The sequence below is a fragment of the Ramlibacter aurantiacus genome, from assembly GCF_016722895.1.
Classification (GTDB): domain Bacteria; phylum Pseudomonadota; class Gammaproteobacteria; order Burkholderiales; family Burkholderiaceae_C; genus Ramlibacter; species Ramlibacter aurantiacus.
On sequence record NZ_JAEQNA010000003.1, the window covers coordinates 43061 to 69645 of the forward strand.

22 protein-coding genes are annotated in these 26585 nt (G+C 71.4%); 15 read left to right on the top strand and 7 right to left on the bottom strand.

What is annotated here, in order from left to right; all coding sequences use genetic code 11:
* The first annotated feature begins 62 nt into the window (after positions 1–62).
* From JI739_RS10205 to JI739_RS10250, 10 genes are all read left to right on the top strand, one after another.
* Complete coding sequence (locus JI739_RS10205; RefSeq protein WP_201683797.1) at positions 63–1052, top strand: tripartite tricarboxylate transporter substrate binding protein; 990 nt, start codon at positions 63–65, stop codon at positions 1050–1052.
* 36 nt (positions 1053–1088) lie between these two features.
* On the top strand, positions 1089–2063 hold the full coding sequence (locus JI739_RS10210; RefSeq protein ID WP_201683798.1) for a peptidase dimerization domain-containing protein: 975 nt from the start codon (positions 1089–1091) through the stop codon (positions 2061–2063).
* 95 nt (positions 2064–2158) lie between these two features.
* Positions 2159–3139: an alpha/beta hydrolase gene (locus JI739_RS10215; RefSeq protein ID WP_201683799.1), complete on the top strand. Its 981-nt coding sequence runs from the start codon at positions 2159–2161 to the stop codon at positions 3137–3139.
* The gene (locus JI739_RS10220) at positions 3136–4761 is read left to right on the top strand and encodes a flavin-containing monooxygenase (RefSeq protein ID WP_201683800.1); all 1626 of its coding nucleotides are present in this window, start codon (positions 3136–3138) and stop codon (positions 4759–4761) included. Before JI739_RS10215 ends, JI739_RS10220 begins: the two co-directional genes overlap by 4 nt.
* Positions 4762–4789: 28 nt before the next feature.
* Positions 4790–5785 carry a TRAP transporter substrate-binding protein gene (locus JI739_RS10225; protein WP_201683801.1) on the top strand — a complete coding sequence of 332 codons (996 nt, stop codon included), beginning with the start codon at positions 4790–4792 and terminating at the stop codon, positions 5783–5785.
* An 18-nt stretch (positions 5786–5803) separates the two neighbouring features.
* Positions 5804–6337: a TRAP transporter small permease gene (locus JI739_RS10230; protein ID WP_201683802.1), complete on the top strand. Its 534-nt coding sequence runs from the start codon at positions 5804–5806 to the stop codon at positions 6335–6337.
* The gene (locus JI739_RS10235) at positions 6337–7641 is read left to right on the top strand and encodes a TRAP transporter large permease (protein ID WP_201683803.1); all 1305 of its coding nucleotides are present in this window, start codon (positions 6337–6339) and stop codon (positions 7639–7641) included. Before JI739_RS10230 ends, JI739_RS10235 begins: the two co-directional genes overlap by 1 nt.
* 10 nt (positions 7642–7651) lie before the next feature.
* Positions 7652–8383 carry an SDR family NAD(P)-dependent oxidoreductase gene (locus tag JI739_RS10240; RefSeq protein WP_201683804.1) on the top strand — a complete coding sequence of 244 codons (732 nt, stop codon included), beginning with the start codon at positions 7652–7654 and terminating at the stop codon, positions 8381–8383.
* Positions 8384–8395: 12 nt separating this feature from the next.
* Complete coding sequence (locus JI739_RS10245) at positions 8396–10102, top strand: thiamine pyrophosphate-binding protein (RefSeq protein ID WP_201683805.1); 1707 nt, start codon at positions 8396–8398, stop codon at positions 10100–10102.
* A 17-nt stretch (positions 10103–10119) separates the two neighbouring features.
* Entirely contained in the window at positions 10120–10863 is a 744-nt protein-coding gene (locus JI739_RS10250; RefSeq protein ID WP_201683806.1) for an SDR family oxidoreductase, read from the top strand.
* A 139-nt stretch (positions 10864–11002) separates the two neighbouring features.
* On the opposite strand, the gene JI739_RS10255 is transcribed toward JI739_RS10250, so the two are convergent.
* From JI739_RS10255 to JI739_RS10275, 5 genes are all read right to left on the bottom strand, one after another.
* Positions 11003–13567 (bottom strand): cation-translocating P-type ATPase, encoded by a 2565-nt coding sequence (locus JI739_RS10255; RefSeq protein WP_354003705.1) that lies wholly within the window; start codon positions 13565–13567, stop codon positions 11003–11005.
* A complete protein-coding gene (locus tag JI739_RS10260) occupies positions 13564–15603 on the bottom strand; it encodes an acetoacetate--CoA ligase (protein WP_201683807.1) in 2040 nt (679 codons plus the stop codon). Before JI739_RS10260 ends, JI739_RS10255 begins: the two co-directional genes overlap by 4 nt.
* A gap of 55 nt (positions 15604–15658) precedes the next feature.
* Positions 15659–17023 carry a flavin-containing monooxygenase gene (locus tag JI739_RS10265; protein WP_201683808.1) on the bottom strand — a complete coding sequence of 455 codons (1365 nt, stop codon included), beginning with the start codon at positions 17021–17023 and terminating at the stop codon, positions 15659–15661.
* A gap of 116 nt (positions 17024–17139) precedes the next feature.
* Positions 17140–17979 (bottom strand): class I SAM-dependent methyltransferase, encoded by an 840-nt coding sequence (locus JI739_RS10270; RefSeq protein WP_201683809.1) that lies wholly within the window; start codon positions 17977–17979, stop codon positions 17140–17142.
* Between the two features lie 115 nt (positions 17980–18094).
* Positions 18095–19360: a citrate synthase gene (locus JI739_RS10275; protein WP_201683810.1), complete on the bottom strand. Its 1266-nt coding sequence runs from the start codon at positions 19358–19360 to the stop codon at positions 18095–18097.
* A 97-nt stretch (positions 19361–19457) separates the two neighbouring features.
* On the opposite strand from JI739_RS10275, the gene JI739_RS10280 reads away from it, so the two are divergent.
* From JI739_RS10280 to JI739_RS10290, 3 genes are read left to right on the top strand one after another with little or no spacing between them, the layout of a single operon-like run.
* Positions 19458–20456 carry a Bug family tripartite tricarboxylate transporter substrate binding protein gene (locus JI739_RS10280; RefSeq protein WP_236589476.1) on the top strand — a complete coding sequence of 333 codons (999 nt, stop codon included), beginning with the start codon at positions 19458–19460 and terminating at the stop codon, positions 20454–20456.
* Positions 20457–20473: 17 nt separating this feature from the next.
* Complete coding sequence (locus JI739_RS10285) at positions 20474–22309, top strand: thiamine pyrophosphate-binding protein (protein ID WP_354003706.1); 1836 nt, start codon at positions 20474–20476, stop codon at positions 22307–22309.
* 1 nt (position 22310) lies between these two features.
* Positions 22311–22835 carry a cupin domain-containing protein gene (locus JI739_RS10290; protein WP_201683811.1) on the top strand — a complete coding sequence of 175 codons (525 nt, stop codon included), beginning with the start codon at positions 22311–22313 and terminating at the stop codon, positions 22833–22835.
* Between the two features lie 4 nt (positions 22836–22839).
* On the opposite strand, the gene JI739_RS10295 is transcribed toward JI739_RS10290, so the two are convergent.
* Entirely contained in the window at positions 22840–23865 is a 1026-nt protein-coding gene (locus tag JI739_RS10295; RefSeq protein ID WP_201683812.1) for a phosphotransferase, read from the bottom strand.
* 134 nt (positions 23866–23999) lie between these two features.
* Between JI739_RS10295 and chrA the strand changes: the two genes are divergently transcribed.
* Positions 24000–25220 (top strand): chromate efflux transporter, encoded by a 1221-nt coding sequence (chrA, locus tag JI739_RS10300; protein ID WP_201683813.1) that lies wholly within the window; start codon positions 24000–24002, stop codon positions 25218–25220.
* Positions 25221–25342: 122 nt separating this feature from the next.
* Complete coding sequence (locus tag JI739_RS10305; protein ID WP_201683814.1) at positions 25343–25756, top strand: hypothetical protein; 414 nt, start codon at positions 25343–25345, stop codon at positions 25754–25756.
* Between the two features lie 34 nt (positions 25757–25790).
* Here the strand turns inward: JI739_RS10305 and JI739_RS10310 are convergent, their stop codons facing one another.
* Complete coding sequence (locus JI739_RS10310) at positions 25791–26408, bottom strand: SGNH/GDSL hydrolase family protein (protein WP_201683815.1); 618 nt, start codon at positions 26406–26408, stop codon at positions 25791–25793.
* Positions 26409–26585: the final 177 nt, after the last annotated feature.

The window sequence follows — 26585 nt, forward strand, 5'->3', positions numbered from 1 at the left end:
GCCCGGGTCGGCAGATCCGGTCGGTCCACATCCACAGGGGGAGCACCCCCAGGAGTTCGACGATGAAACGCACCCTTGCCTCCGTGCTCGCCACCGGCCTGGTGGTCCTGGGCTGGATGGCCGCCGCGCCCGCGGCGCTGGCCCAGGCCTATCCGGACAAGCCGGTCCGCATGGTGATGCCCTTCGGCCCGGGCGGACCCACCGACGCGGTGGCGCGCCTGATCGCGCAGCGCCTGGGCGAGCGGCTGGGGCAGCCGTTCGTGGTGGACAACCGCGCAGGCGCCAACGGGCTGATCGGCACCGAAGCGGTGGCCCGCGCGCCGGCCGATGGCTACACGCTGCTGGTGGCGCCCACGGCGCATGCGATCAATCCCAGCATGTACAAGAAGCTGCCGTACGACACGCTGCGCGACTTCGCCTCGGTGGCCTTCATCGGCAACTCGCCCGGGCTGGTGATGGTGGTCAACAACGACGTGCCGGCCAAGTCGGTCAAGGAGCTGGTGGCCCTCGCGCGGCAACCCGGCTCGAAGGTGGCCTTCGGCTCGGCGGGCAACGGCAACCTGCTGCACCTGGCCGGCGAGTACTTCAACATGAAGACCGGCACCGCCATGCTGCACGTGCCCTACAAGAGCGGCGGCCAGGTGGTGCAGGGCCTGTTCACGGGCGAGATCCAGGTCGCGTTCCTCGGCCCGCCGCAGGCGGCCGAGCTCGTCAAGGCCGGCAAGCTGCGCGCGCTGGGCGTCACCAGCCGCGAGCGCATCGCGCAGTTTCCCGACCTGCCGACGATCGCCGAAACCGGCTACCCCGGCTTCGAACTCGACGGCGGCATCCAGGCGGCGGTCTACGCCCCGGCGGGCACGCCTGCCGAGGTGATCCAGAAACTGAGCCGCGAGATCGACGAGGTGCTCAAGGAGCCGGCGATGCGCGCGCGCTTCGATGCCTTCGCCCTCACGCCGGGCGGCGGCGGCCCCGCGGTGCTGGACCGCCAGGTCAGGACGCGGATCGACCTGTACGGGCAGATCCTTCGCGCGGCAAAGGTCGAGCCCGAATGACGATGGAATGGGTGGACCGAAAGTGATGAGCAACGGATGACTGCTTCCGAGAGTCCTGAGAAGAAGTTCCTGCAGGACTTCATCGAACGCAACCGCGACGCCATCGCCGGCGTCGGCGACTCGGTCTTTCATTTCGGCGAGCTGGGCATGCAGGAGCACCGAACCTGCGAGCTGCTGTGCAGCCTGCTGGAGGAGCACGGCTTCGCATCGGTGTCCGCCGACTTCACCTTCCACGGCGAATCGGCGCATGCGGCCATGTGGCCCTGGCGCGGGCGCGACGCGCTCGATGCGGTGGTGCTGATGGACATGGGCATCGCCCAGTGGCGCGAGCACATGCGCACCACCATCACCGCGCACCGGGTCATCACCCATGGCGGCGACCAGCCCAACGTGATCCCGGCCCGGGCCTCGGTGTGGTGGTACTTCCGCGACTCCACGGCCGAGGGGGCGCGTGGCCTGTTCGAGCAGGCGAAGAAGATCGCCCAGGGCGCGGCGCTGATGACCAACACCACCGTGGAAGTCGGCGTGCGCAGCGCGGTGTGGCCGGTGCTGGGCAACGCCGTGATGGCCGAGGTCGTGCAGCGCAACATCGAGGCCATCGGCATGCCCGGGTGGACCGCCAGGGAGCAGGATTTCGCGCGCAGCCTGCAGCGCCAGGCGAAGGTGGCCGAAGACGGCCTGCGCGCCGCCGTCGCGCCGCTGCTCGGCCCGTCGAAGCAGATCCCGGCGTCCAACGACGCCGGCGACGTGTCCTGGAAGGTGCCGATGACCCGCGTGTGGTTTCCCTCGAATGTGCCGAACATCCCCTTCCACCACTGGACCGGCGGCGCGGCCTTGGCGACCTCGATCGCCCTACCAGTCGCTGCTGCCCGCCGACCAGCGGGCCCCGGTCGAGCTCAATGCCAGGACCATGGAGACCTACCGCCCGCTGATGGAGCCGCTCTGCCTGAAGCAGCGGCCGCGCTTCACCGCCTGATCCGCCCCGCCTCCTTGTTTACACGGATCGACTGATCAATCGATATGGGTTGAGATCAACGGCTGCCTACACTGCGCCCACTCGGCTGCTGCGCATCCGGCGTGCAGCTGAGCTTGCGGGAATGGAGAGCATGTCCTTGTCGTCCGATGCGTCTTGCGCCGAACTGCACCCGGTCGTGCAGCGCCTGCTGCAGGCCCAGCAGGCCGCGGGCCGGGCCGCGCTGTCGAGCCTGCCGGTGCCGCAGGCGCGGCAGCTGTACGACGCCGCCGCGGCGGCATTCGGCCCCGGGCCGTCGGTGCATGCCACGTCGGAGCGCACGATGACCGTGCGTTCGGGCGAGCGGATCGCGCTGCGGGTGATCCAGGCCACGCCGCAGCCGGCGCAGGTCGTGGTCTACCTGCATGGCGGCGGCTGGGTGCTGGGCGACCTGGACGGCTTCGACGCCCTGGCCCGCGCCCTGGCGGTGCGCTCCAACAGCGTCGTCGTGCTGGTCGATTACCGCCTCGCGCCCGAGCATCCGTTTCCGGTGCCCGTGCATGACGCCGAAGACGCCGTGTGGCACGTGGCCCGCGAGATCGCCCCTGCCTTCGGCGCCGACCTGCCCCTGGTGCTGGCGGGTGACAGTGCGGGCGCCAACCTGGCCGCGGTCGTGTGCCTCGGCCTGCGCGGCCGCTTGCCCATCGCAGGCCAGGTGCTGTTCAACCCGGTGACCGACGTCGACACCGAGACCCCGAGCTACCGCGAGTTCGCGCAGGGCTACACGCTCACGAAGCCGGACATGCGGTGGTTCTTCGACCTCTACGCGCCGGGCCAGTGGCAGCAGGGTGATCCGCGCATCGCGCCGCTGCGCACGCCCGATCTTCGTGGCGCGCCGCCGGCGTGGATCGGCACCGCGCAGTTCGACGTGCTGCGCGACGAGGGCGAGCGCTACGCGCAGCGCCTGCGCGACGCCGGCGTGCCGGTCGAGCTGCGCCGCTTCGACGGCCTGGTGCACGGCTACGCGCGCTGGTTCGCCCTCGTCGATGCGGCCGACCGCGCCGTGGATGACGCGGCGCGGGCGATCGCCGCTGCCTCGGCGACCCGAGACGCATCAACAGCCACCTCGCCATGAGCCCAGATCGCCCATTCCCCACCGAGACCCGCACGGTCGATGCCGTCGTGGTCGGCGCCGGCTTCGCCGGCCTGTACGCCATCCACCGCCTGCGGGGCCTGGGCCTGCGCGTGCTGTGCATCGAGGCCGCGCCCGACGTGGGCGGCACCTGGTACTGGAACAAGTACCCCGGCGCGCGCTGCGACGTGCCCAGCCTCGAATACTCGTACTCGTTCTCAGAGGAACTGCAGCAGGAATGGACCTGGTCGGAGCGCTTCGCCAGCCAGCCCGAGATCCTGCGCTACATCCGCCACGTGGCCGAGCGCTTCGACCTTCGCCGCGACATCGTCTTCGGCACCCGCGTCACCTCGGCCCGCTTCGACGAAGCCCGCAAGGGCTGGACCCTGGCCACCGACACCGGGCTGGCGGTGCAGGCGCGCTTCTTCGTGGCGGCCTCGGGCTGCCTGTCGGCGGCGCGTACACCGGATGTCCCGGGCATCGCCAACTTCAAGGGGCCGCTCTATCACAGCGGCCAGTGGCCGGAACAGGCGGTGGACTTGCAGGGCCTTCGCGTGGGTGTGATCGGCACGGGTTCGTCGGGCATCCAGATCATTCCCGAGGTGGCCCGCGTCGCCAGGCAGGTGGTCGTGTTCCAGCGCACGCCGAATTTCTCGGTGCCGGCGCGCAACCGGCCGCTCATGCAGGAGGAGCAGGCGGCGTTCAAGCGCGATTACGCGCAGCACCGCGCCCGGGCCCGTGAATCCAACGACGGCATGCTGGGCCTGGGCATTCCCACGCAGCCCACCTTCTCGGTGGACGAGGCGCAGCGCCTGCGCACCTACGACGCGCGCTGGGAGCATGGCGGCGCGGCCGCCGTGCTCACGCCCTACACCGACCTGCTCACCGACCGCGCCGCCAACGAGACCCTGGGCGAGTTCGTGCGCGGCAAGATCCGCGCGACCGTGCGCGACGCCGAGGTGGCCGACAAGCTCACGCCGCGCGACCACTACATCGGCACCAAGCGGCTGTGCCAGGACACCGGGTACTACGACACCTACAACCAGCCGCACGTGAAGCTGGTGGACATCCGCCGCTCGCCCATCGAGCAGGTGACGGCAAGCGGCATCACCACCCGCGAGGGCCACCACGAACTCGACGTGCTGGTCTTCGCCACCGGCTACGACGCGGTCACCGGGCCGCTGCTGGCGATGGACGCCCGGGGCCGGGGCGGGTTGCGGCTGGCCGACAAGTGGGCCGAGGGCCCCAAGGCCTACCTGGGCCTGGTGACGGCGGGCTTCCCCAACCTGTTCATCGTCACCGGCCCGGGCAGCCCCTCGGTCAAGGGCAACATGGTCCACTCCATCGAGCAGCACGTGAACTTCATCGCCGATTGCGTGGCGCACATGCAGGCGCAGGACCTGAGCCTGCTCGACGCCGACCCCCAGGCCGAGGACCGCTGGTGCGAGCACGTGCGCGAGGTCGCCGACCGCACGCTCTTTCCGCTGGCCGACTCCTGGTACGTGGGCGCGAACATCCCGGGCAAGCCACGGGTGTTCCTGCCGTACGTCGGGGGTATTCCGGCTTATCGCAAGACCTGTGAGCGCGTCGTGGCCAACGGCTACGAGGGATTCCGGCTTCAGTAACCCCCACCATTCCAAAGGAGACAACGCCATGAAAAGCCTCACCCGAGCCCGCCGCCTGGCCATCGCCGCCACCCTGAGCCTGTGCGCGGGCCTTGCGATGGCGCAGACCAAGATCGACATGACCATCTTCCACGCCGAGGGCGCGCCCTGGACGCCCACGGAGAAGTGGTGGGCACAGGAGGTTGAAAAGGCCACCGAGGGCCGGGTGAAGGTGCAGCTGCACTTCGGGGGCTCGCTGGTGCCGCTCAACGAGACCTTGCGCGCGGTGCGCAACGGCGCCGTGCCGGCCGGCCTGCTCAGCTCGGCGGCCGCGGCGGGCCAGCTGCGCTACCTGGGCTACACCGAGGCCCTCACCGGCGTGCCCACCGACACCGGCAAGCTGGTGGCCAGCCTGAACGAGCTGCGCCCGGTGCTGGAGAAGAACATGGCCGAGCAGGGGCTGGTGTACCTGTGGTCGCAGCCGGCCGGCGAGCTCATCTCGCTGTGCCGCAACAAGTTCCTGAAGTCGCCGGCCGACTGGAAGGGCACCAAGGTCCGCACCGCCGGCCGCTGGCAGAGCGAACAGATCAAGGCGGTGGGCGCCAGCCCGCAGGCGCTCGATCCGTCCGAGATCTACCTGGCCCTGCAGAACGGCACCGTCGATTGCACGCTGAGCGTGGGCATCCTCGCGCCCTCGCTGAAGCTGGAGCAGGTCGCGCCCAAGGTCACCTTCCTGCGCCAGTCCAACAACCTGTCGCTGTTCGTGATGAACAAGGACGCCTGGGCCAAGATCTCGCCCAAGGACCAGGAGGCCATCAAGCGCGTGTCCATGGAGGCCGACAAGCGCGCCGCGCAAGCCGTGGCCGACGCCCAGGCCGCCGGCGAGGCCTTCTTCAAGAAGGCCCAGGCCGACAACACCTACAAGTTGAGCGACGCCGAGGCCGAGCAGCTGCGCAAGGACTTCGCCGCCGCGCTGAAGCCGCTGGACGGCGAGTCGGGCGAGGTCGGCAAGCAGGTCAAGGCGGTGCTGGACAAGCACCGCTGATCGGCCGGCCCCGCGCGCATGCGTCGCTTCCACGCCTTCGTCGAGGCGGTCAACGGCTGGTTCCTCACCTTCAGCGGCGTCGCGGTGCTGCTGGTGCTCGTGGGCATCCTGTGGGAGATCGTCTCGCGCAACGTGTTCGGCCTGCCCACCTCGTGGGCGCTGGACGCCAGCCGCTTCGCGCTGGTCTTCATCTTCTTCCTGGCGCTGGCGCCCGCGCTGCAAAGCGGCTCGCACGTGGCGGTGGACATCCTCTACGAGTACCTGCCCGCCGGACCCAAGCGGGCGATGCAGATCGTGGCGCTGCTGCTGGTGGTCGGCTTCGCGCTGCTGCTGCTGTGGTACGTGTGGCAGGAGACGTACGAGGCCTTCCTCTATGACGGCTCGTTCACCGCCACCATTCCGGTGAAGATGAAGACCATCTACTGGGTCGGGCCGCTGGGCGTGGTGCAGTTCCTGCTCACGGCCGTTTCGCTGCTGCTGCGCAGCCTGCAGGCGGACCCGCTCGCCCGGCGGCAGGCGGTGCCCGAGCGGCCGGCGCGGGGGACGACCTGATGGAGCCCTTGTCCTTCCTGCCCTTCTTCGCGCTGCTGCTGGTCCTGCTGGCCACCGGCACGCCCGTGGCGGTGGCCACCGGCCTGGCGGCTTCGCTGGGCGCCTTGGTCTTCATCGGCCAGGGCGCGCTCACCCAGCTGGGCGTGCTGCTGTTCGCGCAGGCCTCCAATTTCGTGCTGCTCATGGTGCCGCTGTTCATCCTGATGGGCGAGGCGCTGGGCGCCACGCGGATCGGGCGCGACCTGTTCACCGCGGCGCAGATCTGGCTGGGCCGCGTGCCGGGCGCGCTGCCGATCGGCACCATCTTCTCCTGCGCGGGCTTCGCCGCGGTGTGCGGTTCCAGCCCGGTGACCGCGGCCACCATCGGTTCGGTGGCGGTGCCGGAGATGATGCGCAAGGGCTACGCGCCACGCCTGGCTTTCGGCGTGACGGCGGCCGGCGGCACGCTGGGCATCCTGATCCCGCCCTCGGTGTCGCTGATCCTGTACGGCATCATCACCGAGACCTCCATCGGCGCGCTGTTCATGGCGGGCATCGGGCCCGGGCTGATGCTGGTCACGCTGCTGTCGCTCACGGTGTTCTACCTGATCTGGCGCAACCCCGGACTGGCGCCGGCCCGCTCGGCGCCGATCGACACGTCGGAGCGCTGGACTTCCCTGAAGTCCGTCATTCCGGTGTCGCTGCTGGTGGTCGCGGTGCTGGGCTCGATCTACACCGGCATCGCGACGGCCACCGAAGCCGCGGCGGTGGGCGCGTTCGGCGCGCTGCTGATCGCCTTCCTGCTCGGCTCGCTCAAGCGCGAGGTGATGCGCCGGATCCTGGACAACACCGCGCGCACCACCGCGATGTTCGTGCTGCTGGTGGCCACCGGGCTGTTCAGCGCCTTCGTGCTGAGCCGCCTGGGCATTCCGCAGGCGACGGCGCAGGCCATCGTGGGCCTGGACGTGCCGCCCTGGGGCGTGATGATCGCGATCAACGTGCTGCTGGTCGGGCTGGGCATGTTCCTGGACCCCATGAGCATCCTGGTGATCGTGGTGCCGGTGCTGTTTCCGGCGGTGGTGCAGCTGGGCTACGACCCGGTCTGGTTCGGCATCCTGGTGACCCTGCAGATCGAGATCGCCGCCATCTCGCCACCGGTGGGCTTCAACCTGTTCGTGCTGCGGACCGTGGTCGCCGACGCCCGCATGGCCGACATCATCCGCGGCGGCCTGATCTTCGTTGCGCCGCTGCTGGTCGGCATCGCCATCCTGATGATCTGGCCCGATGTCGCGCTCTTCCTGCCGCGCATGATGGACCTGAAGTAGGAGTACACCCGTGGACACTTCACAGCGGCCGGTCGCCGTGGTCACCGGCGCGGCCGGCAACATCGGCCTGCCCGTGTGCGAGCAGCTGGTGGCGCAGGGCTGCCACGTGGTCGCCTGCGACCTGGGCCCGCCCCCGGCGGCGCTGCCCGCGGGTTGCACCTTCCGCGAGCTGGACGTGCGCGACGAGGCCGCGCTGCGGCGCGTGCTCGACGACGCGGCGGCGGCCGGGCCGCTCACGCACCTGGTCATCGCGCACGGCATCTTCGCCATGAGCTTCATCGAAGATGCCGCCAGGGCCGACCTGCTGCCCATCACCGAGATCAACCTGCTGGCGGTCGCGCAGCTGTGCGTGGAGGCCGGCAAGCGCCTGCGTCCCGGCGGCTCCATCGTCACCGTTTCCAGCGTGGTGGCCACCATGGGCCGGCGCGCCGACGGCGGCTTCATGTACACCGCCATCAAGGCCGGCGTCGAATCGCTCACCCGAAACTTCGCGGTGGGGCTGGGGCCCAAAGGCATCCGCGTCAACTCGGTGGCGCCGGGCTTCCTGTCCACGCCCATGGCCGGCGTGGGGCAGCAGGCGCGCCAGATGTCCAAGGCCGACGAGCTGAAGCTCTATTCGCCGCTGGGGCGGCTGGCCACGCCGCACGAAGTGGCCAACGCCATCGTGTTCCTGTGCTCGGATGCCGCTTCCGGCATCTCGGGCGTGGTCTTGCCGGTGGACGTGGGCCACCGGGCCTGGTAGGAGGAGAACCGCATGAAGATTTCCGGCGCCGAGCTGATCGCCCGCTGCCTCGTCGGCAACGGCATCACGCATGTCTTCAACGTGCCCGGGCTGGGCCTGCAGCCGCTGATCGACGCGCTGCGCCGACACCGCGAGGAGTTGCAGTACTACTGCGGCCCGAGCGAGACGGCGGTTGCGCTCATGGCCGATGGCTACGGGCGCGCCACGCGCAGGCCCGCCTTCGTGAACGTGTACCACGCGTCCGGTACGGCGCTGGCCATGATGGGTGTGACCACGGCCTGGGCCGACCGCAGCCCGATGCTGTTCACCTCCACCACCACCAGCCGCAAGCTGGCGCGCAGCGACGGCTACGCCGCGGTGCCGCGCGACGTGACCGAGATGCCGCGCCAGTTCGTGAAATGGGACTGGGAGGTGCCCAGCGTCGAGCGCATCCCCGACGCCATCGCTCGCGCCGTGGCCATCGCGCAGACCCCGCCCATGGGGCCGGTGCACCTGGCCTTTCCGGCCGACCTCTACACCGAGGAGATCGACGAATCGGTGCTGGAGCAGGCCACCGGGTACCCGCCCGGCCGCCTGCAGGCTTTCACCGCCACGCGGCCCGATGCCGAGGGGCTCGCCGCCGCCGCCGCGCTGCTGGCCGACGCGAAGCGCCCGGTGATCGTCGCCGGCGGTGATGTCGCGCAATATGGCGCCGTCGATGCGATGGTCAGGCTGGCCGAGCGCCTGGGCGCGCCCGTGCTGGCCGAACCCTACGTCGCCTACCCGGGCTTTCCCAACACGCATCCGCTCTATGCCGGCCGCTGCTCGGGCACGCACCCGCTGCTGCGCGAGGCCGACGTGGTGCTGATCGCCGGCGCCGAGCTCACCGGCGGCGGCGGCGCGCCCCTGTTGCCGCCGCGCACCGCCAAGGTGGTGTTCCTCGCCAGCGACTTGCTCGATTTGGGCAAGCAGGTGTGGGCCGACGTGGGCCTGGTCGGGCATCCGCGCGAGAGCCTGCGCGAGTTGGCCGAGGCGGTGGCCGCGCGGCCTCGGCAGGACCGGCCGGCATGGGACGCATCGGTCCGCGAGGCGGTGGCCGCGTTTCGCGGGCAGCTGCAGGCCGACCACGATGCGCCCGCCAGCAGCGCGCACGCCAGCGTGACGGTGCCGCAGCTCATCGACCAGGTGCACGAGGTCTTCGGCAAGGACGCGGTGATCGTGGACCACTCCACGACCGGCACCGCTTACCTGCTGGACATGCTGCCCCTCGATGATCCCTCGCGCTACTACGGCATCTCGGGCCGTGCCAGCGCGCAGGGCTGGGGCACGCCGGCCGCCATCGGCATGCAGGTCGCGCTGCCCGACCGCCAGGTGGTGGCGCTGGCCGGCGACGGCGGCTTCATGTTCACCGGCAACACGCTCTACGCGGCGGCGCTGTGGAACGTGCCCATCAAGCTCATCGTGCTGGCCAATGGCGGCTGGCACGACGTGGCCCACACCGCCAAGCATGCGCGCGGCTGGTCCGACGAGGACCTGCGCGCGGCGCGCTGGGTGGCCGATCCCAAGGTCGATTTCACGCAGCTGGCGGCGAGCTTCGGCATCGCGGCCCGGCGCGCGGCGACGCCGTCCGAACTGCGCGAAGCGCTGGTGCAGGCCCGCGACAGCGCCGGGCCCTTCGTGGTGGAGGTGGAGACCGATCCCGCCGCCATCGATTACTACGTGCGCTGGGTCACTCGTTGATGGCAGGGAGCGATGCGATGGCAGATCGGGATGTGATGCTGGTCACCGGCGGCAGCCGGGGCATCGGGGCCGCCATCGTGCGGCTGGCGGGCCAGGGCCGGCAGGTGGCGTTCTTCTACCGCAGCAGCCGCGCCGAGGCCGAGGCTTGTGTGCGCGCCGCGGCGGCCGAAGGCGTGCAGGCCACGCCAATCCAGGCCGACGTGAGCGACGAAGCCTCGCTGCTGCGGGGCTTCGAGGCGGTGGACAAGCTCGGCACGCTTCGGGTGCTGGTGAACAACGCCGGGGTGACCGGTGGCCGCAGCCGGCTGGAAGACGTCACCGCCGCCCAGCTCGACGAGGTGCTGCGGGTGAACGTGGCCGGCGCCTTCCTGTGTGCGCGCGAGGCGGTGCGCCGCATGTCCCCGCGCCGCGGCGGCGCCGGCGGCTGCATCGTCAACATCTCGTCGGGGGCGGCGAAGTCGGGCTCGCCCAACGCCTGGATCCACTACGCCGCGACCAAGGGCGCCATGGACACGATGACGCTGGGCCTGGCGCGCGAGGTGGCGGCCGAGGGCATCCGGGTGAACGCGGTGAGGCCGGGCGTGATCGCCACCGACATCCACGCCGACCGCTCGCCGGAGCAGTTCGAGGCCATGACCCGCATGATTCCGCAGGGCCGCATGGGCCAGCCGGAGGAGGTGGCGCGCATGGTGCTGTGGCTGGCGTCGGAGCAGGCCTCGTACGTGACCGGCGGCTTGTTCGACGTGTCGGGAGGGCTCTGATTCGCTTGCCCGGCCTGGGCCGATGTACCTGGGCTGGGGACACATGGGCCGCGCGTGCCGTTCTTCGTGCGGGACGCGAGGCTGGCCGGCAGGTGCGCCCCCTTGCGGCCCGGTGAAGTCCAGCGCGGCTGGGGCGCCCTCAGCCGTGCCGCATGGAGCGCGCAGCCAGAGGCTTGATCGACTCCAGCACCGCCAGCATGACCACGCCCAGCCCGGCCGCGGCCCATAGCACCGGCGCGGCCGGAGCCGCGAAGCGGAACAGCTCGGGCAGCGGCGGGATCGCCAGCAGGGCCGCCAGCAGGGCCGCGGTGACCCCCAGCATCAGCCACATCGGCGAGTTGGGGCGGCGCAGCGTCTGCCACAGGGATGCGGTGAAGGATCGGTTGGACAGGATCAGCGCGAAGTTGCAGGACACCAGCGCGACGAACGCGGCCGCGCGCGCCTGGGCCTCGGGCACGCCGCTCGCCAGCAGGGCGAGGAAGCCCCCGCCCACGGCCGCCAGCACGATCAATCCCTGCAGCAGGCTCCAGGCCGCGAAGCCCGCGGGAAGCAGAGGCTCGCCGACGGCCCGCGGCGGTCGCTGCATCAGGTCGGCCTCCTCGCGCTCGGCCTCGAAGGCGATGGAGCACACCGGATCGATCACCAGCTCCAGGAAGGCGATGTGCAGCGGCGTGAACACCAGCGGCAGCCCCAGGGCCAGCGGCAGCAGCGCCAGCCCTGCGATGGGCACGTGCACGGCCAGCACGAAGCCCATGGCCTTGCGCACGTTGTCGTGGATGCGCCGGCCCAGCCGCACCGCCCGCACGATGGAGCCGAAGTCGTCGTCCAGCAGCACGATGGCCGCGGCCTCGCGCGCCACGTCGGTGCCGCGGCCGCCCATGGCAATGCCGATGTGCGCGGCCTTGAGCGAGGGTGCGTCGTTGACGCCATCCCCGGTCATCGCCACCACCTCGCCCTGCGCGCGCAGGGCCTGCACGATGCGCAGCTTGAACTCGGGCGTGACGCGGGCGAAGACCGAGGTGTCGAGCACGCGCTGCTTGAGCGTGGCGTCATCCAGTCCGGCCAGCTCCCGGCCGGTCAGGATCGGCCCGGCCTCGTCGATGCCGGCCTGGCGAGCGATGGCGCGTGCGGTGCCCGGGTGGTCGCCGGTGATCATGGCGACGCGGATGCCGGCCTGCCGGCACTCCCGCACCGCCGCATCGACGCCGTCGCGCAGCGGATCGGCCAGGGCGAGCAGCCCGAGAAAGCGCAGGTCGAAGCCGGCGGGCGAGGGTGGCCAGGCGCCGCCCGCCCAAGTGCCCGTGGCCACCCCCAGCACGCGGTGGCCGCGGCCGGCCAGCGCCTCGGCTGCCGCCCGCATCGCATCCCGTTGATCGGGCGGCAGCCGGCACAGGGCGCCCACCGACTCGGGCGCCCCCTTGATGGCGACCACCGGGCCTGCATCGCCGCCCTGCCACACATGGGTCATGGCCGGCAGCCCGGGGCTGAGCGGGTATTCGTGCGCCAGGGTCCAGCCGGGATGCAGCCGGGCCGGTGGCAACTGCTCCCGGCCGAGCGCGTGCAGGGCCCTTTCCATCGGGTCGAAGGGATCGGTTTCGCTGGCGAGTACGCCGGCTTCCAGCAGTGCGTGGAAGGGCTGCGGCAGCGGACCCTCGGCCGGCCGCCAGCTCGGGCCGGGAGCGCCCATCGCGGAAGGCAACTGCAGTTCGGCGATGGCCATGCGGTTGAGCGTCAGCGTGCCGGTCTTGTCGGTGCACAGCACCGTGGCCGCGCCTAGCGTCTCGATGGCCGCGGGGCGGCGCGTCAGCACGCGCTGGCGCGCCATGCGCCAGGCGCCCATGGCGGTGAACACGCTGAGGATCAGCAGGAACTCCTGCGGCAGCAGCGACATGGCCAGCGTGAGGCCCGCCAGCACGCCACCCAGCCAGTCGCCGCGCAGCAGGCCGTGCAGCAGCGCGGCCACCGCGCTGACGCCCAGGCCCAGGACGGAGAACAGGCGCACCAGCCGCCGCGTCTGCTGGTGCAGCGGCGTGGGCCCTGACTCGATGGTGCCCAGCGCCCGCCCGATGCGCCCGATCTCGCTGCGGGCGCCGGTGGCGACGACGCGGGCCATGCCCTGGCCGCCGACCACCAGGGTGCCGGCGAACACGCGCGAGGGCCGGCCCACGTCGGGGCCCGAGGCCGTGGCGGCCTCGGCGATGGCCGCCGCCTTGTCCACCGGCACGGATTCGCCGGTGAGCAGCGATTCGTCGATGCGCAGGTCGTTGGCCGCCAGCAGCTCGGCGTCGGCGGGGACGCGGTCGCCCTCGGCCAGCACGATCACGTCACCCCGCACCACCTCGCGGCCTGCGATGCGCTGGCGCACGCCGCCGCGCACCACCAGCGCACGGGGACTGGAGAGGTCGCGCAGGGCTTCGAGCGCGCGTGCGGTGCGCCGCTCCTGCACCAGCGCGATGGTGACGATGATGGCCACGAAGGCCAGCAGCACCAGCGCCTCGTGCACGTCGCCCAGCAGCAAGTAGATGAGCGCCGCGGCGGCCAGCAGCTGGAACATCGGCTCGCCGGCGACCTCGCGCGCGATGCGCGCCAGCGTGCGCCGCGGCGCCTGGGGCAACTCGTTCCCGCCTTCGTCGTGCAGGCGCTGGTCCGCCTCGGCGTCGCTCAGGCCGGCGTGGGTGGAATGCGCCGGCTCCTCCACCGTCACGCCGGGCCGACGTCCGCGGCCGCTCGGGCCAGGTGGGCCCGCGCGAAATCGACATACCAGTCGATCGCCGCCGGATCGGCCACCGCGTCGCGGTTGATCACCTTTTCCAGCGGATGGCCCAGCATCAGTTTCTTGATCGGCAGCTCCATCTTCTTGCCGGTGATGGTCTTGGGGATCCGCGCCACCGCGATGATGTCGTTGGGCACGTGCCGGGCCGACAGGCCCGTGCGCAGGGCCTGAACCAGGCGCTTGCGCAGCGGCTCGTCGAGCCCGATGCCAGGGCGCAGCTGCACGAACAGCACCATGTACGACTCGCGGCCGAGGTATTCGAGATCGACCACCAGGCTGTCCAGCACCTCGTCGACACCCTCGACCACCCGGTAGAACTCGGCGGTGCCCATGCGCACGCCCTGGCGATTGATGGTGGCGTCCGAGCGGCCGTAGATGATGCCGCCCACGGCCTCGGGGTTGGGCACCAGTTCGAGCCAGTCGCCGTGGCGCCAGATGCCACCGCCATCCGGCGTGCGGAAGGTGTCGAAGTAGCTGTCGAGCAAGCGGGCATTGCCTTCGTCGCCCCAGAAGCGCAGCGGCATCGAGGGCAGCGGCCGCGTGCACACCAGCTCACCCACCTGGCCGATCACCGGCTGGCCGGTCTCGTCGAAGGCGTGCACGCTGGCGCCCAGCGTGCGGCACTGCATCTGGCCGACCCGCACCGGCAGGGTGGGCAGGCCCACCAGGAAGCCGCCGGCGATGTCGGTGCCGCCGGCCACGCAGTTGAGCCACAGGTCGGCCTTGACGCGCTGGTACAGCCAGTCGTAGGCCTCGGGCGACAAGGGCGAGCCGGTGCTGCAGACCGTGTGCAGCGCCGAGAGCTCGGCCACCTCGCGCGGCACCACGCCGGCCTTCATGCAGGCATGGTGGATGGCTGCGCCGACGCCGAACACGTGGACACCCAGGCGCCCTGCCAGGCGCCACAGGTGCGACCAATCGGGCTCGGCGCCCGCGCCGGTGACGGCACCGTCATAGAGCACGATGCTGGCGCCGCCGAGCAGGCCCAGCACGTGCGCGTTCCACACCATCCACGAGGTGTTGACCGCCCACAGGATGCGGTCGCCCGGGTGCAGCTCGCCGTGAAGGACCATGTTGACCAGCCCGTTGGCGACGATGCCGCCGTGGCCATGCACGATGGCCTTGGGCAGGCCGGTGGTGCCCGATGAATACAGGATCCAGAGCGGATGGTCGGCCGGCAGGGCGGTGGGGTTCCAGGCGGCGGCGCGTGTCGACGCGTCCTGCCAGGGCACGACCCGCAGACCGGCCCGCCCCGTGGGGCCGGGCGCCGCCGGGTCCAGGTGCGGCACCCACAGCACGCCGGTGACGCTGGGCAGCTGGGCCAGGATCTCGTCGAAGACGGCGCGACGGTCGAACGGCTTGCCGCCGAAGCGGTAGCCGTCCACCGCGAGGATGACCTTGGGTTCGATCTGCCGGAAACGGTCGCCCACGCTTACCGGCCCCATGTCGGGCGCGCAGACCGACCAGACGGCGCCCAGGCTGGCGCAGGCGAGGAAGGCGACCACGGTCTGCGGGATGTTGGGCATCCAGCCGACCACGCGGTCGCCGGGCTGCACGCCCATCTCGCGCAGGGTGTCGGCCACCGCGGCCACCTGGCGCTGCAACTGCGCCCACGACAGCTCGCCGCTGCCGCCGGCCTCGCTCTCGTACACGATGGCCGGGCTGCCCAGGCCGGCGTGCCGGAAGACCTGGTCGACGAAGTTCAGCTGCGCGCCCTCGAACCACTTCGCACCCGGCATGCGGTCGTCGGCGAGGGCGCGGGTGAAGGGCTGGCGCACCGGGATGTCGAAGTACTGCCAGGCAGCGGTCCAGAAGCCTTCGAGGTCGCCGACGGACCATCGCCACATCGATTCGTAATCGTCGAAGCGAAGGCCGCGGTGCTGCGCCAGCCAGGCGCTGAAGCGGGTGAAGTGCGCGCGTGCGATGCGCTCGGTGCCGGGCGTCCAGATCGGAGCGTGTGCCGCCATGTCGTGTCTCCTGCCGTGGTGAGCGGCGATTGTGTGCGGCGCCGGCCGACGCCATCTACGCGGCCTGCAGCGGCGCCTGGTGCGCGCGCTTGCGCTGCGTCTGCTGGGCGCGGCGGGTGCCTTGCTGCAACTCGCGGGCCCAGCGACGCAGGTAGACCGGACCCATCATCTGGTAGTGGTGGCGCGGCGTGTCGACGAAACGCTGGGCGGTGTCGCGCGCGTCCTGCTCGATGGCGGCTTCCATGGCCTGGCGTGACGGCAGTTCATAGCGCCCCGACAGGTGCGCGGCCACCAGGCGCGACTGCGACTCCATCAGCGGCAGAAAACCCCACTGCGCCTGCGCCTGGTAGCCGCCGATCACCGTGAGCGTGGGCAGCTCGGGGTGGAAGGTGCGCAGGTACAGGCGCATGCGGTTGTCCTCGGCCTGAAGCAACTGCGGGTCGAGGAACGGGAAGGTCATGCGGTAGCCGGTGGCGTTGATCACCGCATCGACCCGCGTGCTCGTGCCATCGGCGAAGGTGACGGTGCGGCCGTCGTAGCGCGTGGGTTCACGCACGATGCGGATGCGCCCGTCACCGATGCGGTTGACCAGGTTCTCGGCGATGGTGGGGAAGGTCGAGCCGAGCCCCCGCCGAGGGGGCGGCAGGCCGTGGCGGTCCGGCCGGCCGATCAGCAGGCGGTACAGGCCGCTGACGACCAGGTCGTCCAGCCGGTGCGGCAGGCGGCCCACCTTGCGGGTGTCGAACCAGCGGTCGATGCGGATGCCCCGGACGTAGTGCGGAAACACCCAGGTGCCGCTGCGCATCGCGAGCAGCACCTGCTCGGCGCCATGGCTCACGTCCACCGCGATCTGCGCGCCACTGTTGCCATAGCCGACGACGAGCACCCGCTGGCCGGCGTAGGTGTCGCGCTCGCGGTAGGCGCCCGAATGGATCATGGGCCCGTCGAAGCGCCCTTCCACCTTCGGCACGATCGGGTCGTTGTGGTGGCCGTTGGCCACGACCACGGCGCGGAACAGCCGGCTGCCTTCGCCCTGCAGCGTCACCCGCCAGCCTCCGTCGACGGGCTCGACGCGCTCGACGCGCCGGTTCGGCCGCAAGGAGGGACGCAGGCCGTAGTGGTCGAGGGCGTCTTCGAGGTAGGCCAGCACCTGCTCGCGCGCCGGGAAGTCCGGGTAGTGCGCGGGCATCGGGAAGCCGCTGAACTCGTAGGTGCCGCGCGGGCTGTTCATGTGCAGCGACTTCCAGGCGCAGGTGCGGCCGGGTTCGGGCTGGTAGCGCCAGATGCCGCCGGGACCAGGGCGCTCGTCAAAGGCCTCGAAGGGCACGCCCGCGGCGGAGAGCTCCTTCATGGCGCAGATGCCCGACACGCCTGCGCCGATGACGCAGACGCTGGATCCATCGACGTGGCTTGGCTGCATGCGGCACCTCCTGTCGCGCCCGACGCGGGCGCGATCCATCATAGGAAGCGCGCAGGGGCGCGACAACCGCGCGCGGACCGCCGTGCCCGATGACCTGCGCGGGGCTGCCGCGTGGCTCAGGAGCGCGTGGCGGTGAAGGGCCGGCGCTGGCCGGCGGGGCTGGTGACGGTGCCCTGCATGCGGCCGGCCGGATCGACCGTGCCTTCGAAGCGCAGCGCCCCGATGTTGCCCGCCGGCAGGTCGAAGCGGATGGCCGATCCGCGCAGCTTCGCCTGTTCGAGCGGCACCCGGTTGCCCTCGACCTGGGCATGCCCCTCCACGTTCTGGTAGCGCTGGCTCAGCTCCAGCGGCACCGGTTGCGCATCGGCGACGCGCAGGTTCCACTTGCCGGCCACCTTGGCGGGCACGATCCACAGGTGCGCCTCGCGGCTGGCCAGCTCGTCGGTTCGGTCGGGCATCCAGTCGCCCATGCGGAACTGGTGCGAGGTCACGCGGGTGCCGGGCTTCATGTCCAGCAGGATGGGGCGCAGCCGTTCGTTGAGCGTGGGCAGCAGGTAGAGCGTGACCACGTCGGCCTCGCGGAAGTCTTCCTTGAAGATGTCGCCCTGGCGGAAGTCGACCTGCACGCCGGCCTCACGGGCGTTGCGCCGGGACAGCGCCACCATGTCGGGGTTGTATTCGATGCCGCGCGCGCGGGCGCCGCGGCGGGCCGCCGCGATGGCGATCTTGCCGTCGCCCGAGCCCAGGTCCACCACCCGCTCACCGGGTTTCACCTCGGCCATGTCGAGCATGCGCTGCACCACCTCATCCGGCGTGGGGACCCAGATCACGTCCTTGCCGGCCTGGCCGACGACGGGCTCGAATTTCTTCTCGGGGGTCTGCGCGCAGCCCGGCAGCAGGGCGACGAGCACGGCGGCGCTGGCGGCGGTCAGGAGATGGCGGCGGGTGGGGTGCATTCGCTCGGTTCCTTTGTGGCTGAAGTTGTCGCGGTGGCGGCTGGCCGGGCCGGGAAAAGGCAGCCTGGCGCGGACGCATCGTGCCAGCAAATCGGCGGGACGGGTGCCCAGCGGCTCACCCCGGCCCGCCGGCCACGAACTTCGCGCGCGGCCGGATCAGCGTGCTCGAGCGCCGCTGCTCGAGCACGTGGGCCACCCAGCCGCCGATGCGCGCCAGCACGAACAGCGCGGCCGGGGTGCCGCGCGGCAGCCGCAGCGAGCGGCACGCGGCGACGACCGCCAGCTCGTGGCGAGGCTTGAGTCCGAAGGGCTGGCCCGCCGCATCGATCAGGGCGAACACCCGTGTGACGTCGCGCGACACCCGCCGCTTGCCCAGCAGCTCGAGCAGGCAGGCGGCCCGGGGGTCGCCTTGCGGATAGACCGGATGTTCGAAGCCGGTGAGGCTCTGGCCGGACTCGATGAGACGCCGGGCGTGGGCAGCCAGCTCGGCCGTCGAGCCGGTGCGGTCCAGCAGTTCCTCGATGCGGTCGTAGCGGCGCCCGACCTCGGTGCCCGAGCTGGTGGCGATGGCGGACGCCAGGCAGCTGTGCACCGAGCAGCCGGCCGAGGCGGCGATCCGCGCGCTGAAGGCGCCGGGCGAGAGTTCATGGTCGGCCAGCAGGACCAGCGTGGCGTCGAGCAGCGCGCGGTCGGCTTCGCCGGGCGCGCGCCCCAGGGCCAGCAGCAGGGATTCGGCCACCGACCGGCCGGGGCGCGGCGGCAAGTAGCTGCCGCGCTCTCCCAGGTAGCCGAAGCAGCCCGCCAGCACCTGGACGATCTCGCGCGCGGCGTCCAGCGGCCGGCCCGACAGGAGCCGGGCCTGCACCGGCCCGCGGCCCATGGCCAGGCGCATGACCACCAGCGCGAACAGCTCCACCAGCTGGTGCCGCGCGGTGCCGGCGTCCACCGTGCGCAGGGCGCGGCCGATGGCGGTGGCGGGGCTGGGCGCATCCCACAGCACCTCGACGTCGTGCCACAGGCCGGTCCACAGCAGCTCGGCCACCTGTTCGAACCGCGCGCCTTCACGGGCCAGTGACACGGCGAGCCGGCCGCGGTAGCTCGGCCCCTGCGGGGTGATCTCGGTGATGCCGGTGAGCACCACCGGATGGCCGAGGTCGAGCAGCGTGGCGGCCACGGCCTCTGGCGTGGAGTTGGCGCGCGAGCGCAGGCGCACCCGCTCGAGGTCTTCACGCGCATAGCGGCGCGAGCGTGAACTTTCGTCGGGGATGCTGCGCACGAGGCCACGGCTGACGTAGGCGTACAGCGTCTGCGGCTTGACCCCCAGCAGCTCGACCGCTTCAGCGGTGGTGAGGTAGTCCTTGCGTGGATCCGGCTTACCCATCGGTCGGCGGTGTTGATTGGCTAATCAAGATTGATCAATTCTAGGAGGCTGCTTAGGATCACCCGTCCAAAACGAACCCCGCATCCGGAGACATCCAATGAAGAGTTCCACCGTCATGCAGCGCCGCCGCGTGCTGCAGGGCCTCGCCGCCCTGGCCGCCGCGCCGTCCCTCCTCCATGCGCAGGGAAGCGCGCCACCCTACCCGCAGAAGACCGTGCGGATCGTCGTTCCCTACACCACCGGTGGCAGCAACGACGTGATCGCCCGCGTGGTGGGCCAGAAGCTGCAGGACGCCTGGGGCCAGCCCGTGGTCGTGGAGAACAAGCCGGGCGCGGCCGGCAACATCGGCGCCGGCGAGGTGGCGCGGGCCCCAGGCGACGGCTACACGCTGCTGCTGACCAACATCAACATCACCTCGATGAACCCGGCGCTGATCCCGCGCATGCCCTTCGATCCGCAGAAGGACTTCGCGCCGATCAGCCTGCTGGGCACCACCTCGATGGTGCTGGTGGTGCACCCCAGCGTGCCGGTGCAGAACACGGCCGAACTGATCAAGTACCTGCGCGAGCGGCCCGGCAAGCTGAGCTATGCGTCCAGCGGCAACGGCAGCCCGCAGCACATGTCGGCGGAAATGTTCAAGTCCATGACCGGCACGCGCGTCGTCCACATTCCCTACCGGGGCGCCGCGCCGGCGGTGACCGACGTGGTGGGTGGCCAGGTGGAGATGACCTTCGGCGTGATCAACCAGCTGCTGCCGCACATCCGCGCCGGTCGGGTCAAGCCCATCGCCGTCACCAGCAGCAAGCGCCTGCCCAGCGTGCCCGAGCTGCCCACGCTGGACGAGTCGGGCGTCAAGGGCTACGAGAGCGAGATCTGGCTGGGCCTGGCCGCGCCGGCCGGCACGCCCGCGCCCATCATCGACAAGATCAACCAGGAGGTGCGCAAGATCATGGCCGAGCCCGAGATCGTCAGCCGCCTGGGCGGGCAGGGCATCGACGTGCTGGTCAGCACGCCCGAGCAGATGCGCCAGCGCGCCGACCAAGACCTCAAGCGCTGGTCGCAGATCATCAAGAGCGCCGGCATCCAGAGCCAATGACGAGGAAGTAGAAAGCAGTGACCGCAGTAAAGAACGACTTGCCAGGGGAGTCCCGCGCCGCCGTGACGGTGCCGCGCCGCGACGTGCCGGTGCCTTCGACGGACGGCTCGGCCTGGGGCAGCGACGCCATCGCCGACATGCTGCGCGGCCTGGACATTCCCTACGTGCTGCTCAACCCCGGGGCCAGCTTCCGCGGCCTGCACGACAGCCTGGTCAACCACCTGGGCAACCGCGATCCGCAGATGCTGCTGGTGCTGCACGAGGAGCACGCCGTGGCCATCGCGCACGGCTATGCCAAGGTGACCGGCAAGCCGCTGGCCGCCATCCTGCACAGCAACGTGGGGCTGATGCACGGCTCCATGGCCATATACGACGCCTGGGCCGACCGCGCGCCGGTGCTGGTCTTCGGCGCCACGGGCCCGGTCGATTCGGCGCAGCGCCGGCCCTGGATCGACTGGCTGCACACGGCCGCCGACCAGGCCGCGCTGGTGCGCCACTTCGTCAAGTGGGACGCGCAGGTGACCTCGGTGGCCGGCGCGCAAGAGGCCATGCTGCGCGCCAACCGCATCGCCAATACGGCGCCGCGCGGGCCGGTGTACGTGTGCTTCGACGCGGCCATGCAGGAGATGCGGCTGGACGCGCCCGCCGCGCTGCCCGATTTCGCCCGCTACGCGCCGCCACAGCCGGTGCATCCGGCCGCGCCGGACGTCGAGCGGCTGGCCAGCTGGCTGCGCGAGTCCCGGCGGCCGGTGATCCTGGCCGGCCGGGTCGACCGGTCGATGCAGGGCTGGAACGAGCGCATCGCGCTGGCCGAGCGCTTCGGTGCCCGCGTCATCACCGACCTGAAGGCGGCTGCGGCTTTCCCGACCCGACACCCGCTGCATGGTGGGCCGGCCTCGATGTTCCTGTCGCCCGAGAACGTGAAGCTGCTGGCCGACGCCGACCTGGTGCTGAGCCTGGACTGGATCGACCTGGCCGGCACCTTGCGCCAGGCCTGGGACGACCGGCCGGTGGCCAGCCGGGTGGTGCAGGTCTCGGTCGACCACCACCTGCACAACGGCTACAGCATGGACCACCAGGGCCTGCCGCCGGCCGACCTGTTCCTGGCCTGCGAGCCGGAGCCGCTGGTCGCGGCGCTGCTGCAGGCCACGCGCGATGAGGCGGCCCGATGGTCGTCGGCCTCGGCCGCTGCCGCGCCCGGGCGCGATCGTGGCGCCGCGCCGGACGACGACGGCCCGCTGACGGTGGGCTCGCTCGCCCGCGTCGTGCGCGAAGAGACCGTCGACGATCCCGTCACGCTGATGCGCCTGCCCCTGAGCTGGTCGGGCGAGATGTGGGACTTCGAGGAGCCACTGGACTACCTGGGCTTCGACGGCGGCGGCGGCATCGGATCGGGCCCGGGCATGGTGGTGGGCTCGGCGCTCGCGCTCCAGGGCTCGGGGCGGCTGCCGGTGGCGATGATCGGCGACGGCGACTTCCTGATGGGCGTCACGGCCTTCTGGACGGCGGCCAACGCGCGCATTCCGCTGCTCACGCTGGTGGTCAACAACCGGTCGTTCTTCAATGACGAACTGCACCAGGAGCGCGTGGCGCGCCAGCGCAGCCGGCCGGTGGAGAACCGCTGGATCGGCCAGCGCATCGACGACCCGGCACCCGACCTGGCCATGATGGCGCGGGCCCAGGGCCTGGCCGGCTTCGGACCGGTGGAGAGCGCGAAGGCGCTGCGCGCCACCCTGCGCGAAGCCATTGCCTGCGTGAAGCAAGGGCAGGGCGTGGTGGTGGACGTGCGGGTGCAACCGGGCTATGCACCCTCGATGGTCCAGGGCATGACCCGATCCCACACCGGAGATTGAGATGAGCACGAGCACCCACGAGCGCAGCTTCGCCCCCATTGCCAACAGCGCCGACGAGTGGCGCGCCGAGATGGAGCGCATGGCGCAGTCGGCGCTGCCCAGCTTCTTCCATGTGCGGGCGAAGCTGCCCAGGCAAGGGCGTACCAACCAGGTGCTGGGCGCCACGCGGCACATGAACGTGGTGCTCAAGACCTATGCCAGCGGCGGCGAGAACGAACTCCACGCCCACTCGAACGAGGACCACGTCTTCATCGTGATGCAGGGCGGCGCCGTGTTCCACGGCCCGCGCGGCGAGACGCGCGAGGTGGGCAGGAACGACTGCGTGCTGCTGCCCGCCAACGCCTACTACTGGTTCCAGGCCAAGGAAGATGGCGAGCCGCTGGTCATGCTGCGCATCGGCGCCGCCATCGACCCCGACAGCGATGTGCTGGCGCGCGTCGACGCCGAAGGCAAGCCCTTCGACGGCTACTCCGAGAAGAACAAGGAAGTGCCGTACGTGCTCGACGAGGAGCGGGTCTTCGAGTAGGGCTTCAGCACCTGGCGGCGCGCGGCCAGGCGTGGGGCGGGTTCGTCGCGCCCGCCACGTCCGCGGCCCGGCGGATCACGCGTTGCCACTCGTCGAGTGCGCGCTGCGACGACTTGCGGTCTCGTGCGCTGCTCGCCGGATCCCCGAGCACCGCGAGGTGGTAGCGGATCGCACCGGCCAGGCCGTTGCTGGCCGAGGCGATCCAGTAGTTCGCGCGCCAGGCGGCATCGAGCGGCATGGCCGGGCGGGTGGAACGAAGGTAGGCGGCCACCAGCGAATCGTGCCGCCGCCGCGCCTCCGGCTCCCAGCAACCCAGCGAGTGCAGCCACGAGGCGACGTCCTCCAGGGGTGATCCCACGCGGGAGGCGGCCCAGTCGATCAGGACCACGCGTCCAGGCCCCTCGCCCGCGCGCAGGAGCACGTTGCCGGGGTGAACGTCGCCGTGGATCAGCGTGGTGCCCGCCGCCAGCAGCCGCTCGCGCAGGCGGGGCAGGGCGGCCACCACGCGCTTGAGTTCGCCGAGGTGGCGCCATGGCGCGTCGCCGCCGTACCGCACCACCGTGGCCAGGCGCAGGGTGTCCTCGGCCGAGCGGCGCAGCGACTGTTCGTAGTCCCACGGAGGCAGTCCGGCGGCGGCGGCGCGGGCCCGGTGCACGCGCGCGAGCGCCTGGCACACGGCCCCTGCCGCCGCCGTGTCGCGCCAGGGCCAGGCCGAGGCGACACGGACATGTTCCAGGCACAGGTAGGCGGCCTCCGGCGTATCCCTGCGCGCCAGCACGCGCGCGGCGGGTGGATCGCTCAAGGTGCGCCACAGCAGGCCGTAGACATCGGCCTCGCGGCGCTGGGTCCCCAGCAGCTGCTTGACCACGATGTGGCGGGGCAGCCCTCGCGTGAGCGGCCCTTGCGACCTGATCCGGACGTGGGCCACCGCCGACTCCAGTCCGCCGCGCAGGGGCCGGGCTTCGATGCAGGCAGCGGGTGCGAACGGCAGGCATTGCTGCGCGACGAGGGATGCGATGCGTGGTTCCATCCGCGGCCATGCTAGGCAAGGTGCAAGCTGCCGTGGCTGTGCGATCGGATGTCCCCGGCATGCGGATGCCCATGCGGTAGTCTCGCGCGCGCAGAGCGGCCGGCCGGTCTCTCGCACGTCGAACGCAGCACCGAATGACCCGCCCGTCCTCCCCACCCGCGCCGCAGCCACTGCAGGTCCAAGGTCGTCCCCTCGAAGTGCTCGCCGCCTTCCTGAAACTGGGCCTCACCTCGTTCGGCGGCCCCGTGGCGCACCTCGGTTACTTCCACGCCGAGTTCGTGCAGCGGCGGCGCTGGCTCGACGAGCGCAGCTATGCGGACCTGGTGGCACTGTGCCAGTTCCTGCCGGGGCCGGCGAGCAGCCAGGTCGGCATCGCCCTGGGCCTGCAGCGGGCGGGCTGGCGGGGGGCGCTGCTGGCGTGGCTCGGGTTCACGCTGCCTTCGGCGCTGGCGTTGATCGCCTTCGCCTACGGCATCGCGACCTACGGCCAGCTGGCCGAGTCGGGTGCGGTTCACGGCCTGAAGGTGGTGGCGGTGGCGGTGGTCGCGCAGGCGGTCTGGGGCATGGCGCGGTCGCTGTGTCCCGACCGGCCGCGCGCCGGGCTGGCGATCGGCGCGGCCCTGCTGACGCTGGTGCTGCCCTCGGCCATCGGGCAGGTCGGCGCGATCGTGGCCAGCGGACTGGTGGGCTGGTGGATGCTGCAGCTGCCGCACCCGAATCCGGTGCCGCATGTCGGCTGGGGCGTATCCCGCCGCGCAGGTATCGCCGCGCTGGGGGTCTTCGCGCTGCTGCTGTTGGGGCTGCCCCTCGTCGTCCTGGCGACCGGCTCGACGGTGTGGGCGCTGGTCGAGGGCTTCTATCGTGCCGGGGCGCTGGTGTTCGGCGGCGGGCATGTGGTGCTGCCCCTGCTGCAGTCGGCAGTGGTGCCGGTGGGCGCGGTCGGCAACTCGGAGTTCCTGGCGGGCTACGGCGCGGCCCAGGCGGTGCCGGGGCCGCTGTTCACGTTCGCGGCGTACCTCGGCGCGGTGATGAAGGGCCCCCTGTCGGGCTGGACGGGCGGAGGGGTGTTCGTGCTCGTGATCTTCGTGCCCGCCTTCCTGCTGGTGGTGGGGGCGCTCCCGTTCTGGGACAGCCTGCGCCAACGCGATGCGGTGCGCTCGGCGATGGCGGGCGTCAATGCCGGTGTGGTGGGGATCCTGCTCTCCGCGCTGTACGACCCGGTGTGGACCAGCGCCATCCTGCGGCCGGCCGACTTCGGCCTGGCGCTGGCGGCGTTCGGGCTGCTGGTGGTGGCGCGGGTGTCGCCCGTGTGGGTGGTGATGCTGGGGGCAGGGGCGGGGTGGTTGCTCGCCTGACGTGGCTTTGCCAGGCGCTGCCGCTGCCGACACGCGATCGATGCGCCGTCCGACAGCACGCCGGCAAACCTCTCGGTGTGATCGTGCTTGATCGGCATCGGTGCCGAGTGACAGGTGTCGCCATGAGAGTTCGTGTCTGGTTGATGGCCGCGGTGGTCGGGCTGGGCGGGAGTGTGCTGGCCCAGGACCGCGATGTCGCGCGCACGCCCGAGCGCTCCGAACGGGCGGTCGAACGGCACCGCGTCGAGGATGCGGCAGCCCGGCGGGAAGGTGGCGGAGTGGTGGACGCCACCCGCAGTGGCGTCCAGCGCGCCTGGGATGCCACGCGAAGCGCGGCCCATCGCGGCGCCGAGGCGCTGCGCCGCACGGGCAAGGCCATCGAGCGCCGGTTGCCGGGCACGCATGAAGAGGCGGCCGAGGCGGACCGGGGCGCTACGCGCACCATGGGCGGCGCCCCGGCCGATCGCGGCGACGAACGCAGCAGCCGCATGGACGAGGCGTACGGCAACTGGAAGCGCCAGCAGGAATCGCGCTGAAGCCGCAGACGCACGCGAAAGGGGGGCGCCGGGCTCACCAGCCCTTGGCGTCGATGAACCGCTTGAGCCGTTCGGCCACCACGCGGCTGCCGTCGTGGTTCAGGTGGATGTGGTCATAGCGCAGCGATCGCGGCACGACATCGTTGTCGAAGTCCGCCGCGTCCTGCCAGCGGCTGCGGTCGGCCTGCTGCACGAGGTGCGAGCGGATGTCGAGGTAGTGGGCCGGGTAGGTGGCGGCCAGCGATTCGTTCAACTCGAGGATGGTTCGGTAGTCGGCACCGCCGCGGTTCTCGCGCTCGGTGGCCTGGTTCACCACCGACATCACGATGAAACGGTCGTTGCCCGGCGAGAGCAGGGCGACCGAGGCGGCGATGTCGGCGCGGATCTGGTCGGCCTGGGTCTGGTTGTTGTGGCCGTACCAGAACACGTTGATCCAGTCGCGGTGTCGGTTGTCGGCCCGGTGGCGGCGGAGGATGTCGCCCGAGGTTTCGCCGTTCACGCCGCCGTCGAAGACCTGGCGAGCGGGATACAGCGCAGCGAGGGTGAAGGCGACCCGCGGCGTGAGCGAGTCGCCCCAAGCCGCGATGTGGGGGCTGCTGGGTGCCGGTGGCGCGGGCGGTGGGGCCGCGGCCGGTGCGGGATTGGCCGCCACCGGGTCCGCTCCTGCGGTCGGAGCGGACGCAGCAGGTGTCGCCGGGCCGCCACCACCCCCGCAGGCGGCTGAGAACAGGGCAGCGAGTTGGACCAGGACAGTACGGCGATGCATGGTGCTTCAGCAGCTTGGAACGACGAGCTGCATTGTTCCGGTGGCTGATGCGCGGCCCTGTCA

Excerpts from the sequence above, each read along its gene's own strand:
- JI739_RS10205 (WP_201683797.1), top strand. The coding sequence starts at position 63 with ATGAAACGCACCCTTGCCTCCGTGCTCGCCACCGGCCTGGTGGTCCTG.
- JI739_RS10210 (WP_201683798.1), top strand. The coding sequence starts at position 1,089 with ATGACTGCTTCCGAGAGTCCTGAGAAGAAGTTCCTGCAGGACTTCATC.
- JI739_RS10215 (WP_201683799.1), top strand. The coding sequence starts at position 2,159 with ATGTCCTTGTCGTCCGATGCGTCTTGCGCCGAACTGCACCCGGTCGTG.
- JI739_RS10220 (WP_201683800.1), top strand. The coding sequence starts at position 3,136 with ATGAGCCCAGATCGCCCATTCCCCACCGAGACCCGCACGGTCGATGCC.
- JI739_RS10225 (WP_201683801.1), top strand. The coding sequence starts at position 4,790 with ATGAAAAGCCTCACCCGAGCCCGCCGCCTGGCCATCGCCGCCACCCTG.
- JI739_RS10230 (WP_201683802.1), top strand. The coding sequence starts at position 5,804 with ATGCGTCGCTTCCACGCCTTCGTCGAGGCGGTCAACGGCTGGTTCCTC.
- JI739_RS10235 (WP_201683803.1), top strand. The coding sequence starts at position 6,337 with ATGGAGCCCTTGTCCTTCCTGCCCTTCTTCGCGCTGCTGCTGGTCCTG.
- JI739_RS10245 (WP_201683805.1), top strand. The coding sequence starts at position 8,396 with ATGAAGATTTCCGGCGCCGAGCTGATCGCCCGCTGCCTCGTCGGCAAC.
- JI739_RS10250 (WP_201683806.1), top strand. The coding sequence starts at position 10,120 with ATGGCAGATCGGGATGTGATGCTGGTCACCGGCGGCAGCCGGGGCATC.
- JI739_RS10260 (WP_201683807.1), bottom strand. The coding sequence starts at position 15,603 with ATGGCGGCACACGCTCCGATCTGGACGCCCGGCACCGAGCGCATCGCA.
- JI739_RS10265 (WP_201683808.1), bottom strand. The coding sequence starts at position 17,023 with ATGCAGCCAAGCCACGTCGATGGATCCAGCGTCTGCGTCATCGGCGCA.
- JI739_RS10270 (WP_201683809.1), bottom strand. The coding sequence starts at position 17,979 with ATGCACCCCACCCGCCGCCATCTCCTGACCGCCGCCAGCGCCGCCGTG.
- JI739_RS10275 (WP_201683810.1), bottom strand. The coding sequence starts at position 19,360 with ATGGGTAAGCCGGATCCACGCAAGGACTACCTCACCACCGCTGAAGCG.
- JI739_RS10280 (WP_236589476.1), top strand. The coding sequence starts at position 19,458 with ATGAAGAGTTCCACCGTCATGCAGCGCCGCCGCGTGCTGCAGGGCCTC.
- JI739_RS10290 (WP_201683811.1), top strand. The coding sequence starts at position 22,311 with ATGAGCACGAGCACCCACGAGCGCAGCTTCGCCCCCATTGCCAACAGC.
- JI739_RS10295 (WP_201683812.1), bottom strand. The coding sequence starts at position 23,865 with ATGGAACCACGCATCGCATCCCTCGTCGCGCAGCAATGCCTGCCGTTC.
- chrA (WP_201683813.1), top strand. The coding sequence starts at position 24,000 with ATGACCCGCCCGTCCTCCCCACCCGCGCCGCAGCCACTGCAGGTCCAA.
- JI739_RS10305 (WP_201683814.1), top strand. The coding sequence starts at position 25,343 with ATGAGAGTTCGTGTCTGGTTGATGGCCGCGGTGGTCGGGCTGGGCGGG.